Raw genomic sequence first — 14,429 nt, forward strand, 5'->3', positions numbered from 1 at the left:
GCATCGGGTCGCTCGGCGGCGCGTTCCGTCCTGAGCCGTGTCCGTGGGACGTCCCTGGGATGTCCGCGACGATCCGCGCCGGACGGGTGTCGGACCGCGGCGGCGGGTCAGACCGCGGCGGCGGCGGGGCCGGTCTCGGCCGCCGCTTGGGTCGCCGCCTGCGCGGCCGCTTGGGCGGCCACTTGGGCCGCGCCGCGGCCGAGGGCCTCGCCCACCATCAGGATCGCCGGGCCCTCCAGGCCCGCGGCCTCGATGCGGTCGGCGAGGTCCGCGGCGGTGCCGCGCACCACGGCCTGGTTCGGGCGGGTGGCGTTGAAGGTGACGAGGGCGGGCGTGCCCGGCGCGAGCCCTTCCGCCACGGCCCGCTCGAGGAGCGCCCGCAGGGTGCGCTTGGGCATGTAGACGACGGTGGTGACGCTGGGGTCGGCCAGCGCTCCCCAGTTGAGGTCGTCGGGCAGCGCGCCGCGGCGGTCGTGGCCGGTGACGAACTGCAGGCGGCGGGCGGCGTCGCGGTGGGTCAGCGAGACGCCGAGGGAGGCCGCCGCGCCCTGCGCCGCCGAGACGCCGGGCACCACCGTGACGGGGATGCCGGCCGCCGCGCAGGCGTCGATCTCCTCGCCGGCCCGGCCGAACACCAGGGGGTCGCCGGCCTTGAGGCGCACCACCTGCTTGCCGGAGCGGGCGAGCTGCACCATCAGCGCGTTGATGTCGTCCTGCCGGCAGGAGGGGCCGTGCCCGGTCTTGCCGACCAGCATCGTGCGGGCCTCGCGGCGGGCGTAGTCGAGGATCGCGGGGGCGACGAGGTCGTCGTAGAGGATCACGTCGGCGTTGCGCAGGCTCCGCAGCGCCTTGAGGGTCAGGAGCTCGGCGTCGCCTGGCCCGGCGCCGACGAGCGTCACGGCGCCGCCGCGGGGCGCCGCCTCGGCCTCAGCGAGCAGGTCGGCGAGGTCGGCCTCGGTCGGCGCCCGGTCCGGCTCCGCGAAGGCGCGGTCCGTGAAGCGCTCCCAGAAGCCGCGCCGCTCCGAGAAGCCGTGGAAGCGGGCCGAGACGCCCTCCCGCCAGTCGCGGGCGGCGGCGACCCAGGCCGCGAAGCCGCGGGGCAGCATCGCCTCGATGCGGGCCCGCACGGTCTGGCCGAAGACCGGGACGGCGCCCTCGGTGGAGATGCCGACGACGAGGGGCGAGCGGTTGACGATGGCGCCGAACTTGACGTCGCAGAGGTGGGGCCGGTCGACGGCGTTGACGATGCAGCCCGCGGCCCGCGCGGCGGCCACGAAGGCGATGCAGTCGTCCTCGTCCTCCATGGCGCCGATCGCGAAGGCGGCGCCGGCGAGGTCCTCGGGCGTCCAGGCGCGCCGGTGCAGGGTGACGTGCCCCGCGACCACCTCGCCCGGCACCGCGGCGAGCTCCTCGCCGGGCTCGGGGGCGTAGACGTCGACCCGCGCGCCCGCGGCGGCCAGGAGCTTCACCTTCCAGGGCGCGCCGCCGCTCGCCCCTGCGAGGACCGCGCGCTTGCCCTGGAGCGGCACGAAGACCGGCAGCACGGCCAGGGGCTCGAGGCCGCCGCCCCGCTGGGTCTCGCGGGGCTCTCGGGGTGTGCGCATCAGGGACAGGGCCGGTTCCGAACTGTTGATCGTCATCAGAGTGGCCCTAGGCGGCGTCGCGCGCAAGCGCCGCGGGCAGGAGCTTGCGGATCTCGGGTATGCAGGATCCGCAGTTCGTGCCGGCCCTGCAGGCGGCGCCGACCGCCTCGACGCTGCCGGCCCCGGCCGCGATGGTGGCCGCGATGACGTCGAGCCCCACCCCGTGGCAGGCGCAGACGATCGGCCCCGCGGAGGCCGCGGCGGCGCGGCCGGTGAGCAGGGCCCGCCGGGTCGCGGGCTCGGGGGCGGCCTCCGCGAAGAGCGCCCGGGCGGCCTCCCAGTCGGGCCGGCCCTCGTCGGGGCCGAGGCCTAGGGCGGCGACGAGGCGCTCGCCCTCGTAGACGGCGCAGCGGTAGCGGCCGCGGGCGTGGTCGGCGTACTCGGCGATCTCGTGGCCCTGGAACAGGCCGCGCACGGCCAGCGCGATCTCGCGGGAGCCTTCCTGCGTGGCGAAGAGCAGCGCCGAGCCGTTGGCGATCGTCGCCCGCGCCCACCACCAGCCGGCCGGCGCGGGGGTCTGGCCGCGGGTCAGCAGGAAGCCGCGGGAGCGGTAGGCCACCGGCCCGATCGCCGCCGGGGTCGCCTTCAGCTCGGGCTGGCCCGAGACCGGGTCCGGCACGCCGCGCACCACGGCGCCGACCCGGGCCCGGGAGGCGGTGGCGTCGCTCCAGTGCATCGGCATGAACAGCTCACCCGGCCGCACCGCGTCGGTCACCAGGGCCTCCAGCTCCACCGTCCCCTGCGCGGTGGCGACCCGGGCGATGCCGCCGTCGCGGACCCCCAGGCGGGCGGCGTCGTCGGGGTGGATCTCCACGAAGGGCACGGCCCGGTGGGCGGAGAGGCGCTGGCTGCGCCCCGTGCGGGTCATGGTGTGCCAGTGGTCGCGCACCCGGCCGGTGTTGAGCACGAAGGGGTGGGCGCCCGCCGCCGCCTCGGCGAGGGCCGGCGGCTGCACGGCGACGAAGCGGGCGCGCCCGTCGAAGGTGTAGAAGCGCCCGTCCGCGAACAGGCGGGGCCGGCCCTTGGCGGGGCCGCCGCGCTTCGGCAGGGGCCACTGCACCGGAGGGTTCCGGTCGTAGGTCGCGTCCGCGATGTCGGCGAGCGCCCCGATGTCGAAGTCGCGGGCGCCGTTGTTCTCGAAGGCCGAGAGGGCGGCGTGCTCGCGGAACACCGCGGCGGCCGAGGTGTAGCCGAAGGCCGCGCCGTGCCCGAGGCGGCGGGCGACGTCCGCGAGGATCGCCCAGTCGGGCCGCGCCTCGCCCGGCGCCTTGAGGAAGCGGCGCTGGCGCGAGATGCGGCGCTCCGAGTTCGTGACCGTGCCGTCCTTCTCGCCCCAGGCGAGGGCGGGCAGCAGCACCGTGGTCCGCCCGCTCGCCCGGACCGTGTCGCTGTCCGAGACCGCCTCGGAGACCACGTAGAGGTCGAGCTTGGCGAGGCTCTCGCGGATCGCCTCGGCGCGGGGCATCGAGACCAGGGGGTTCGTGCCCATCACCCACAGGGCCTTGATGCGGCCCCGCGCCACCGCCTCGAACAGGGCCACCGCCTTCATGCCCTCGCCGGTGACGATGCGGGGCGCCCGCCAGAAGCGGCGCACCCGGTCGACCTCCTCGGGGGCGAAGTGCATGTGGGCGGCGAGCATGTTGGCGAGCCCGCCGACCTCGCGCCCGCCCATGGCGTTGGGCTGGCCGGTGAGCGAGAACGGCCCCGCGCCGGGCTTGCCGATGCGCCCGGTGGCGAGGTGGCAGTTGATGATGGCGTTGCCCTTGTCGGTGCCCTGCGCGGACTGGTTGGCGCCCTGCGAGAAGGCCGTCACGACGCGCTCGGTGCGGGCGAACAGCGCGAAGAAGCGGGCGACGTCCGCCTCGCTCAGGCCGGTGGCGGCAGCCGTCGCGGCGGGGGTCGGCGCGATGGCGCGGGCGCGCTCCAGGGCCGCGTCGTAGCCCGCCGTGTGGGCCTCCACGAAGCCGGCCGCGGCCTGTCCGATCTCGGCGAGGTGGACGAGGAGGCCGCAGAACAGGGCCGTGTCGCTGCCGGGGCGCAGCGGCAGGAACAGGTCCGCCTCCTCCGCCGTCTGGGTGCGGCGGGGATCGACCACCACGAGCTTCGTGCCGCGCTTCACCCGCGCGTCGACCATGCGGCGGAACAGGATCGGGTGGCACCAGGCGGCGTTCGAGCCCACCAGCACGATCAGGTCGGCCTCGTCGAGGTCCTCGTAGCAGCCCGGGACCGTGTCCGAGCCGAAGGCCCGGCGGTGGGCCGCGACGGCCGAGGACATGCACAGGCGCGAGTTGGTGTCGACGTGGGGCGTGCCGAGGAAGCCCTTCGCGAGCTTGTTGGCGACGTAGTAATCCTCGGTGAGGAGCTGGCCCGACAGGTAGAACGCGACCGAATCCGGCCCGTAGCGCTCGGCGGTGCGGCGCAGGCCCCCCGCCACGGCCCCGAGCGCCGCCTCCCAGGAGATCCGCAGGCCGTTGAGCTGCGGGTGCAGCAGCCGGTTCTCGAGGGACAGGGTCTCGCCCAGCGCCGAGCCCTTCGAGCACAGCCGCCCGAAATTGGCCGGGTGCTCGGCATCGCCCGCGATCTCCGCCCCGCCCCGCCCGTCCGGGGTGGCGAGCACGCCGCAGCCGACCCCGCAATAGGGGCAGGTGGTGCGCACGGCCGCTTGTGCGTCCGGCAGGGGGCTCTGGCCTTGCACGGTCATCGGCGATCCTCGGGTTCGGGTCCGTGGGCGGCGGCTCAGTACACGTCGGCCTGGTAGCGGCCGGCCTTCTTGAGGGCGGCGAGGTAGGCCACGGCCTCGTCGGGGCTCTTGCCCCCGTGCTGGGCGGCGACGTCGATGATCGCGCGCTCCACGTCCTTGGCCATGCGCTTGGCGTCGCCGCAGACGTAGAAGTGGGCGCCGCCCTCGAGCCACTTCCACAGCTCGGCGCCGCTCTCCCGCATGCGGTCCTGCACGTAGGTCTTCTCCGACCCGTCGCGCGACCAGGCGAGCGACAGGCGGGTCAGCACGCGGGCGTCCTTCAGCCCGTTGAGCTCGTCCTTGTAGAAGAAGTCCGAGGCCTGGCGCTGGTGGCCGTAGAACAGCCAGTTGCGGCCCGGCGCCTGCGTGGCGGCGCGCTCGCGCAGGAAGGCCCGGAACGGGGCGATGCCGGTGCCCGGCCCGCACATGATCACGTCCCGGGACGGATCCTCCGGCAGCCCGAACCCGTGCGCCTTCTGGAGGTAGACCTTGACCCTGGTCTGCTCGGGCATCCGCTCGCCGAGGTGGGTCGAGGCGACGCCGAGCCGCAGCCGCGAGCGGTGGTTGTAGCGCACCGCGTCGACCGTGAGGGAGACGCGCCCGACATCCATCTTGGGCGAGGAGGAGATCGAGTAGAGCCGCGGCTGAAGCTCGTCGAGGGATTCGAGGAACACCTCGGCGTCGGGCCGCGCGCCCGGGAACTTGTGGAGCGCGCCCAGCACGTCGAGGTAGGCGGCGTCGCCGTCCGGGTCCTCGCCGGCGGCCAGCGCCTTGGCCTTCGCGCGGGCCTCGCCGGAGGTGAGGAGGGAGAGGAGCTGGTAGAGCCCGTCCGGCGCCGCGCCGAGGGCGTAGTCCGTGAGGAGGCGCTGGCGCAGGGTCCGGCCCCCGATCACCCGCTCGGGCCGCGCCCCGAGCTCGGCGATCACCGCGTCGACGAGGGCCGGGGCGTTCGCGGGGAACAGCCCGAGGGAATCGCCGACCACGTACTCGATCGGCGTGTCCTTGAGGTCGATCTCGATGTGCCAGGTCTCCTTCTCGCCCCCCGGCGCGTTGAGGCGCGTGCGGGACAGGAAGGTCGCCTCCACGGGGTTCTCGCGGCAGTAGCCGAGGGGGCCGAGCGGCGCCTCCTTCGGCGCGTCGTCCGCCGAGGCGGAGGGCGTCGCCGCCGCGCCGCCGCCGGAGGCACCGAACTCGGCCTCCAGGTTCTTCAGCATGCGCAGGGTTTCCTTGCCGCCGGGCTGGCAGAGGTTCAGGCGCGCCTCGTTCTTCAGGAAGATCGCGTTGGCGTAGTCGGCGCAGTTGTAGCCGCACTGTCCGCAATCCTGCTGGGCCATGGCGGCCATCAGCTTCTGCGGCTCGGAGCGGCCCTTCGCCATGTCCATGCGCTCGCCGATCGGCACGGAGGGGTCGTGCCAGGGCGCGTCGTCGTTGTCGGCGAGCGCCGGCCCGGCGGCGGGGGCCTCCCCGGGCGCCAGCGCGGTGGCGCCCTCCACGGCGGGGCCGAGGAGCGCCGCGAAGTAGCCGGAGAGCCAGGCGCGCTGGTCCTCGTTGAACGGCGCGCTCTCGGGGATCAGGACGAGGGGGGGCGTGACGTGCTGGGTCATGCGGCGGCCTTCAGGGCGGGCTGGTCTTCGGCGGCATCGCGCAGCGCCTCCGGCCCGGTGCGGGCCGTGAAGGCCTGGAAGCTCTCCTCGGGCCCGCTGCGGCGGGCGAGGTAGGCGCGCAGCAGCGCCTCGACGCGGGAGGGCGCGTCCTCGGCCTTCACGGCCTTCCAGATCTCGGTGCCGATCTTCGGGGTCTCGGCGAAGCCGCCGCCGACCACGATGTCGTAGCCCTCGACGGTGTCGCCCTCCTCCGAGACGACGACCTTCGCGCCGATGAGCCCGATGTCGCCGATGTAGTGCTGGGCGCAGGAATGGTGGCAGCCGGTCAAGTGCACGTTCACGGGCACGTCGAGGTCGCCGACCGTGCGCTCCACGTGGTCGGCGATGATCAGGGCGTGGCCCTTGGTGTCGGAGGCCGCGAACTTGCAGCCGCGCGCACCCGTGCAGGCCACGAGGCCGGCCCGGATCCCGGCGGCCTTCGTGGTGAGGCCGAGCGCCGCGACGCGGGCCTCCACCTCGGCGACCCGGGCATCGGGCACGCCCGACAGGATGAAGTTCTGCCACACGGTCAGGCGGATCTGGCCGTCGCCGCACTCCGCGGAGATCGTCGCGAGCGCGCGCATCTCGTCGGTCGTCATCTTGCCGACGGGCAGCACCACGCCGACCCAGTTGAGGCCCGGCTGCACCTGGGCGTGCACGCCCACGTGGGCGAAGCGGTCGGTGGCCTTGCGGGGCGCCACGTGCTCGGGCGCCACGCGGTCGAGCGGCCGGCCGAGCCGCTCCTCGACGGCGGCGAGGTACTTGTCGAAGCCCCAGGCATCGAGGACGTACTTCATCCGGCTCTTGTTGCGGTTCGTGCGGTCGCCGTTCTCGATGAAGACGCGGATGATCGCGTCCGCGACCGCGTTGCAATCCTCCGGGCGCAGGACGATGCCGGTGTCGCGGGCGAGGTCCCGGTGGCCCGAGATGCCGCCGAGGACGAGGCGCATCCAGGTGCCGGCGGGGACGGCCGCGCCCTCCAGCACCTCGATCGCCTGGAAGCCGATGTCGTTCGTCTCCTCCAGCACCGGCATCACGCCGCCGCCGTCGAAGGCGACGTTGAACTTGCGCGGCAGGCCGTAGAGCGAGCGGTCGTTGATGATCCAGTTGTGCCAGGACTTCGCCAGCGGCCGGGTGTCGAGGAGCTCCTGCGCGTCGATGCCGGCGGTGGGCGAGCCGGTGACGTTGCGGATGTTGTCGGCGCCGGAGCCGCGGGCGGTCAGCCCGAGGTCGGTCAGCCCGTCGAGGAAGGGCTGGCCGTGCTCGGGCGCGATCTCGCGGACCTGGAGGTTCGCGCGCGTCGTGACGTGGCTGTAGCCGCCGCCGTGCGCGTCGGCGAGGTCGGCGATGCCGGCGAACTGCCAATGGTGCAGGATGCCGTTCGGGATGCGCAGGCGGCACATGTAGGAGGTCTGGTTCGGCGCGACCCAGAACAGGCCGTGGTAGCGCCAGCGGAAATTGTCCTCGGGCTTCGGGGCCTTGCCGGTGGCGGCCTCGGCGATCAGGCGGTTGTGGCCTTCGAAGGGGTTCTCGGCCCGCTTCCACTTCTCCTGCTCGCAGAGCTTGCCGCCGTCCTTCACGGTGCGGTCCTGCGCCCGGATGTGGATCGCGTCCGGGCCCGTCGGCTCGGGCGGCGGGCCGGCCGCCCCCGCCCCAGCCCCCGCCCCTTGCCCGAGGGCGAGGCCCCCGGTGAGGCGGGCCGCCGCGATGCCGGAGGCGAAGCCTTCGAGGTAGCGCTTCTGCTCGGCGTTGAAGTTCTCAGCCACGGTCTGCCTCCGTCACGCTGCGAGGGTCTGGGCGGGGGATGCCGGCGCGGGGCGCCCGAACATCAGGTCGTCGATGTGGCCGGCGACTGGCTCGCCCGAGCGGATCAGGGCCTTGCACCAGCCCTGCTCGGCGATGTCGCCGACGAAGACCGCGCCGATCAGCCGGTCGTTCTCCACGAGGAGCTTGCGGTAGAGCCCGGCGCCGGGGTCGCTCATCACCACGGCCTCGGCGCCCTCCGGCGTGTCGACCACGCCCGCCGAGAAGACCGGCAGGCCCGAGACCTTGAGGCTCGTGGAGAGCGCGGTGCCGAGGTAGGCGGCGTCCTGCCCGGTGAGGTGGCGGGCGAGCGTCTCGGCCTGCTCGTAGGCGGGCTCCACGAGGCCGTAGATCTGGCCCCGGTGCTCGGCGCACTCGCCCAGCGCGAAGATGCGCGGGTCGGAGGTGGCCATGCGGTCGTCGACCCTGATGCCGCGGTTGATCTCGAGGCCGGCCCCCTGCGCCAGGGCGGTGGCGGGGCGCACGCCCACCGACATCACCACGAGGTCGGCCGGCAGCACCGTGCCGTCGGTGAGCCGCAGGCGCTCGACCCTGCCCTCGCCCTCCACCGCGGCGGTGTCGGCCCGGAGGATCACCCGCACGCCGCGGGCCTCCATCGCCCGCTTCACGAGGCCCGCGGCCGCGTGGTCGAGCTGGCGCTCCATCAGGCGGTCCATGACGTGGAGCAGCGTGGTGTCGATGCCGAGCCGGGCGAGGCCCACCGCCGCCTCGAGCCCGAGCAGGCCGCCGCCGATCACGATGGCGCGGGCGTGCCGCACCGCCGCCTTGCGGATCGCGGCGACGTCGGCGAGGTCCCGGAAGGTGATGACGCCGGGCAGGTCCATGCCGGGCTTCGGCAGGCGGATCGGGGTGGAGCCCACTGCCAGCACCAGCTTGTCGAAGGGCAGGACGTGGGCCTCGCCGACGATCGCGAGGCCGGCCGCGCGGTCGATGGCGGTCACGGGCGCCCCGGTGATCAGGCGGATGCCGTGCTCGGCGTACCAGTCGAGGCTCCGGAACGCGCAGGCCGCCTCGTCGACCTCGCCGCCGAGGAGCGAGGAGAGCAGCACCCGGTTGTAGGCCGCCACGGGCTCGGCGCCGACGACGGTGACGTCGTAGCGGCCGGGCGCGCCCTCGGTCAGGCGCTCCAGGAAGCGCAGGGACGCCATGCCGTTGCCGACGACCACCAGGCGCTCCCGCGGGGGGACGATGCGGTCCCGCGAGGGGGGTGGCTCGTGTTCCGTGCCTGATTGGGTCATGGCGCGTCGCGTCTCGATGTTCCTGGAGCCTCGGTGGAGGGATTGGCGGACCGCCCACGAAAAAGCCGCTGCCGGTCGTCGCCCGCCGAGCGTCATCGCCCGCGAGGCAACCGGATCAGCGGCCTCGCTGACGGTGCTGCCCGTCGCCGTTGACGGACGGGTGAGTTTTGCAGGTTCCGTGCCAGTGCCCGCCGGTGAGGCTAGAAGCCTGAGATCATTGGGCTTCAGGGCCCGCGGCCGGCGCGCGCGCAGGGGTGCGCCGCAGGCGCGTGCGCTGCACAAAGATGAGGCTGTTGGATTCGAATGATGCAGGCCGGCGCGCCGGGGCCGGGACCCAGGCGCGCACGCGCCTCTGCGACCCGCGCCCTCGGGCGGCGGGCAGCCGGCTCGTGCGGCGGCTCAGATCAGGATCGAGAGGGCGAGGACGAGGCCGATCGTCGGGGCCGTGCCGAAGGCGAGCGCCCAGTGCCAGAGCTTGGGCGAGGCGGCGGCGCGGTTGTCGTTGGAGGCCCGGGGCGGCACCGCCCGAAGCCGCACGTAGCGGCTGACCTCGACCCGGTTTCGGCGGGTCGGAGGAAGGTCGGAGCTGGCGAAGCGACGGCAACCGGGCATGGCAGCGTGATAACGGCGATCCCCGCCTCCGCGTTCCAGCCGCGCGACGCGTCCGCGGTGGCATTTTGCGGGAGGCGTGCGCGGCGCCCCGCGCGCGTCACGCCGGGAGGCCCGCCGCCGCGTAGAGGTCGGGGCGGTAGACCGCCTCGGCCGCGGCGGCGATGTCCTCGCCCGGGGGGATCTGGCCGGCGGCGCGCATCTGCGCCAGGAGCCAGCGCACCTGGGCCGGCGCGGGGCGCTGGGCGGGGGCGCCGAGGCGCAGGTGCGCGGGGGCCGAGACCGTGCGGCCCTCCGCGTCGAGGACGATCTCGCCCGCCAGCGCGGCGGCGAGCAGGCCGGCGTCGAGGCCGAGCTGGCCGCGCCGGGCGAGGCGGTGGGCGAGGTCGCTGCGGTTGGCCGGATCGGCGCACCACAGGCCCGCCTGCGCCACCGCCCGCACCAGGGGCAGCGTGGCCTCGCCGAGGCGGGCCGGCACGGCCAGCACCTTCTCGGGCGCGTTCGGGGCGATGTCGCAGCCGAGCGCCGCGATCCGCCCGAGGCCGGCCGCCACGGCGGCCGCGCTCCACGGCGCGCCGGCGCAGTAGCCGTCGACGAGGCCCCGGGCCAGGGCCTCCACGCTGTGCTGGGGCGGCACCACCACGAGGCGCAGGGCCGCCGGGTCGAGGCCCCCCTGCTCGGCGAAGAGCCGGATCTGGTAGGTGTGGGTGGAGAACGGGTGCACGGTCCCGAGGGTCAGGGGCCGCCCGCTCCGGTGCCGCGCCTCCGCGACGCGGGCGAAGGCGCGGGCCGCGGTCCCGGCCTCGCCCGCATCGCCATCCGTTTCGGACAGGACCTGCATCTCGGCCCAGAGCGGGGCCGAGAGCGTGAGCGCGTTGCCGTTGAGGCTCAGGGCGAGCGGCACCACGAGGTCGGAGGGCGGTCCGCTGAGGGAGAGGGCGCTCGCCAGCGCCAGCGGCGCCAGCATGTGGGCGGCATCGAGGTGGCCGAGCGCCAGCCGGTCGCGCAGGGTGGCCCAGGATGGCTCGGCCGAGAGGTCGAGCTCGAGCCCCTCGGCGCGGGCGAAGCCGAGCTCGTGGGCGGCGATGAGGGGCGCTGCGTCGAGGAGCGGGATGTAGCCGACCTGCAGTCTCATGATCTCACCCGAGCAGGTCGGCGGTGGTGACGATGGCGCGGGCGATGTCGGCGATCTTGCGCTTCTCGTTCATGGCCTTGCGGCGGAGCTGCTTGTAGGCCTCGTCCTCGCTGAGGCCCTTCATGGCCATCAGGATGCCCTTGGCGCGCTCGATCAGCTTGCGGTCGGCGAGCTCGCCCCGCGCCTCGGAGAGCTCCCGCTGCAGCCGCGCAAAGGCGTTGAAGCGCAGGATCGCGATGTCGAGGATCGACTTGATGCGCTCCGGGCGCAGGCCGTCCACCACGTAGGCCGAGATGCCGGCATCGACCGCCGCCTGCATCATGGTGGCGTCCGAGCGGTCGACGAACATCGCCACCGGCCGCTCGGCGTGGCGCGAGACGCCGGACATCTGCTCCAGGATGTCCCGGCTCGGGCTCTCCAGGTGGATCACCACCACGTCGGGGCGCAGGGCGGCGACGCGCTCCATCAGGTCGGCGGTGTCGGGGATCGCCACGACGCGCCCGATGCCGGCGGCCCGCAGGCCCTCCTCGAGGATCGCCGCGCGGGCCCGGCTCGGATCGATCACGGCGACGGTGAGGCTGGATTCGGTCATCGAGGCCCGGCGGCTCGCCCGGCAAGGGCGCGGGAAGGTGCGTGACGGGTGGCGGGACGCGTCGCCCCGGCGGATGCCGCGGCGGGCGGCCCGACGCAAGCGTCGTGCCCCGGTTACACGCCGGAGAGATTGCGGCCCAGCTTCCGCCGCAAAGGGCGCCGCAACTGTCGGCGTCGCAACGCGAGCCGGGTGGAACTGAGTCGGATGCACCGGATGGACCCGCTGGCTCCCGCAACCGACGCCGCCCCGCGGGGCTCGGGCCTCGGCCTGCCCTTCCTGCCGACGCTGGCGACGGCCGTGATCGTCGCCGGGTTCTCGCTGCTCTGCCGCGAGCCAGCGGCGGTGCCGGCGGCCCCCGCGGCTCCCGCGGCGGTCGATGCCCGGGCCTTCGCCGCCGCCGGCGATACGGCGCGCCCTCACGGCGCCGCCGCGGCCGCGCCGCGGGCGCCCGCGTCCATCGCCTTCGGGCGCTTTCCCCTGGCGCCGGAGGCGTTTGCCGCCCCCGTGATCGTGGTGGCGCCGGCCCCTCGCATCGCCGCCGTGCCCGCCCCGCGGCGGGCCTGCCCGGGCCCGCGCTGCGGGGAGGCCCACCGGCCGGTCGTCGCCGCCCAGGCGCCGGAGCCTCCCCGCACGGACCCGTTCGCGAGCCGGGCCGGGACGCAGACCGCCGACGAGGAGGGCGTGCTGCCCGACTTCGCCCTCCCCTTCGCGCCCGCCACGCGGGCGCTGAGCGAGGCCGCCGCCCTGGTGCGGACCGGCGCCACGGCGCTCCGGGGCTCGGTGGCGATCGCGATGGACGGGCTTCGCTGAGGGCGCGGCCCGCGCGCCCCTCCCGACACGGCGTCCCGGCCCGCATCCTGCGTGGGGGCGGGCCTCAGGCTGGACCGGCGCGCCCGCCGGCCTAGTTGAGCCCGCAACGCAGCTTGGCAGAATCTGCACCGCAGCAACCCCACCGGGTGCGTCCGGCAGGACGGGCCCGGCGCAGGACGTCCGGCAAGGGGTGTCCCGCGAGGGGCGGCCGCATGCCCGGCGCGGCGCCGCCCGTCCCGCGAGGGTCCGGCGCATCCCACGAGGCAAGACAGGCCACGAGGCACGACATGGCCGCACGGATCGAGGATTACGCGCTGATCGGCGACGGGCGGACCGCCGCCCTGGTCAGCCGGGCGGGCAGCATCGACTGGCTGTGCTGGCCGCGCTTCGACGCGGCCGCCTGCTTCGCGGCGCTGCTCGGCACGGAGGCGCACGGCCACTGGCGGATCGCGCCGGCCGCCGCAAACGTCGTGACCAGCCGCGCCTACCGCGACGGCAGCCTCGTGCTGGAAACCGTCCACCGGACCCGCGAGGGCGAGGTGCGGGTGACGGACTACATGCCGGCCGGGGACGGCTCGCACCTGATCCGCCTCGTGGAGGGCGTGCACGGCCGGGTCGCCATGCGGATGGATCTCGCCCTGCGCTTCGACTACGGCTCGGCCGTGCCCTGGGTCTCCCACAACGAGCTCGGCGACCTGCGCGCCATCTCGGGCCCCCACAAGGTCGTCCTGCGCACCCGCGCCCACCTGCGCGGCGCCGGCCAGACCACGGTCTCGGACTTCACGGTGCATGCCGGCGAGAGCGTCGCCTTCACGCTGAGCTACGGCGCCTCCCACGAGGACGACCCGCCCCCGATCGAGCCCCGCAAGGTGCTCGGCGAGACCGACCGCTACTGGCGCGACTGGTCCCGCCACTGCGCCCGCGGCACCCCCTGGGACGCCGTGCTGCAGCGCTCGCTCCTGACCCTCAAGGCCCTGATCTACATGCCGACCGGCGGCATCGTGGCCGCCCCCACCACCTCCCTGCCCGAGCAGCTCGGCGGCGTGCGCAACTGGGACTACCGGTTCTGCTGGCTGCGCGACTCGACCTTCACGCTGCTCGCCCTGATGGATGCGGGCTACCTCGACGAGGCCCGCGCCTGGCGCGACTGGCTCCTGCGGGCGGTGGCCGGCAACCCCGAGCAGGCCCACATCCTCTACGGCATCGCGGGCGAGCGCCTGCTGCCCGAGATCGAGCTCGACTGGCTGCCGGGCTACGAGGGCGCGAAGCCCGTGCGGGTCGGCAACGCCGCGGTCTCGCAGTTCCAGCTCGACGTCTACGGCGAGCTGTTCGACGCCCTCTACCAGGCGCGGGTGCGCGGCATGCGCACCGACAAGGACGGCTGGCGGGTCGGCCTCGCCATCATGAAGCACCTGGAGACCGCCTGGCGGGAGCCCGACGAGGGCATCTGGGAGGTGCGCGGCGGCCGCAAGCACTTCGTGCACTCGAAGGTGATGGCCTGGGTCGCCTTCGACCGGGCGATCCGCAGCCACACCGACGAGACGGACGCGCCGGACGCGCCGGTGGAGCGCTGGAAGGCGATCCGCGACGAGATCCACGCCGAGGTCTGCCGGAAGGGCTTCGACCCGGAGCTGAACAGCTTCGTGCAGTACTACGGCTCCAAGGACCTCGACGCGAGCCTGCTGCTGATGGCCCACATGGGCTTCCTGCCCCAGGACGACCCCCGGGTCGTCGGCACCGTCGAGGCGATCGGCGAGCGCCTGATGCGCGACGGCTTCGTGCTGCGCTACGAGACCCACGACCAGAGCACGGACGGCCTGCCCGGCGGCGAGGGCGCCTTCCTGCCCTGCAGCTTCTGGTACGCGGACAACCTGATCGGCCTCGGACGCTGCGGCGAGGCCCGCGCCCTGATCGAGCGCCTGATCGGCGTCTGCAACGACCTCGGCCTGGTGTCGGAGGAGTATGACGTGGACGCAGGGCGCCTCGTCGGGAACTTCCCCCAGGCGTTCAGCCATGTTGCACTCGTGAACACCATCCTCAATTACAGCCGTGCGGACGGCCCCGCGCGGGAGCGGGGCGCCGGGGCGGAGGGCGCCGAGGAGACGGGACCCTCCCGTCCCGGGCGTGCCCGGCCCGGGAGCCAACGGGTGAACCCACGCGCGGTGGCGGCAGGCGTCGTGCCGCGCGGCTGATGC

Annotated in this window: 10 protein-coding genes; 2 read left to right on the forward strand and 8 right to left on the reverse strand. The window is 74.8% G+C overall.

Annotation, left to right across the window (positions count from 1 at the left end):
• Positions 1-107 precede the first annotated feature (107 nt).
• The 8 genes from cysG to ACLBXP_RS23865 form a co-directional block, all read right to left on the reverse strand.
• Positions 108-1,604, reverse strand: coding sequence for a siroheme synthase CysG (gene cysG, locus ACLBXP_RS23830; RefSeq protein ID WP_447670318.1), 1,497 nt, complete (start codon positions 1,602-1,604; stop codon positions 108-110).
• 46 nt (positions 1,605-1,650) lie between these two features.
• Positions 1,651-4,344: a molybdopterin-dependent oxidoreductase gene (locus ACLBXP_RS23835; RefSeq protein WP_447670319.1), complete on the reverse strand. Its 2,694-nt coding sequence runs from the start codon at positions 4,342-4,344 to the stop codon at positions 1,651-1,653.
• 35 nt (positions 4,345-4,379) lie between these two features.
• Positions 4,380-5,987 carry a sulfite reductase subunit alpha gene (locus tag ACLBXP_RS23840; protein ID WP_447670320.1) on the reverse strand — a complete coding sequence of 536 codons (1,608 nt, stop codon included), beginning with the start codon at positions 5,985-5,987 and terminating at the stop codon, positions 4,380-4,382.
• Positions 5,984-7,792 (reverse strand): NirA family protein, encoded by a 1,809-nt coding sequence (locus ACLBXP_RS23845; RefSeq protein WP_447670321.1) that lies wholly within the window; start codon positions 7,790-7,792, stop codon positions 5,984-5,986. The genes ACLBXP_RS23840 and ACLBXP_RS23845 overlap by 4 nt, the downstream gene beginning before the upstream one ends.
• Positions 7,793-7,804: 12 nt before the next feature.
• Positions 7,805-9,088, reverse strand: a complete 1,284-nt coding sequence (locus ACLBXP_RS23850) for an NAD(P)/FAD-dependent oxidoreductase (protein ID WP_447670322.1) — start codon at positions 9,086-9,088, stop codon at positions 7,805-7,807.
• 399 nt (positions 9,089-9,487) lie between these two features.
• Entirely contained in the window at positions 9,488-9,700 is a 213-nt protein-coding gene (locus tag ACLBXP_RS23855; RefSeq protein WP_447670323.1) for a hypothetical protein, read from the reverse strand.
• Positions 9,701-9,797: 97 nt separating this feature from the next.
• Positions 9,798-10,832 carry a CmpA/NrtA family ABC transporter substrate-binding protein gene (locus tag ACLBXP_RS23860; protein ID WP_447670324.1) on the reverse strand — a complete coding sequence of 345 codons (1,035 nt, stop codon included), beginning with the start codon at positions 10,830-10,832 and terminating at the stop codon, positions 9,798-9,800.
• 4 nt (positions 10,833-10,836) lie between these two features.
• Positions 10,837-11,424, reverse strand: coding sequence for an ANTAR domain-containing response regulator (locus ACLBXP_RS23865; protein WP_447670325.1), 588 nt, complete (start codon positions 11,422-11,424; stop codon positions 10,837-10,839).
• Between the two features lie 213 nt (positions 11,425-11,637).
• Here ACLBXP_RS23865 and ACLBXP_RS23870 point away from each other — a divergent pair, with 213 nt between their 5' ends.
• Positions 11,638-12,234, forward strand: a complete 597-nt coding sequence (locus ACLBXP_RS23870) for a hypothetical protein (RefSeq protein WP_447670326.1) — start codon at positions 11,638-11,640, stop codon at positions 12,232-12,234.
• A 287-nt stretch (positions 12,235-12,521) separates the two neighbouring features.
• On the forward strand, positions 12,522-14,426 hold the full coding sequence (locus ACLBXP_RS23875) for a glycoside hydrolase family 15 protein (RefSeq protein WP_447670327.1): 1,905 nt from the start codon (positions 12,522-12,524) through the stop codon (positions 14,424-14,426).
• Positions 14,427-14,429: the final 3 nt, after the last annotated feature.

This window comes from Methylobacterium sp. A54F (assembly GCF_053346035.1).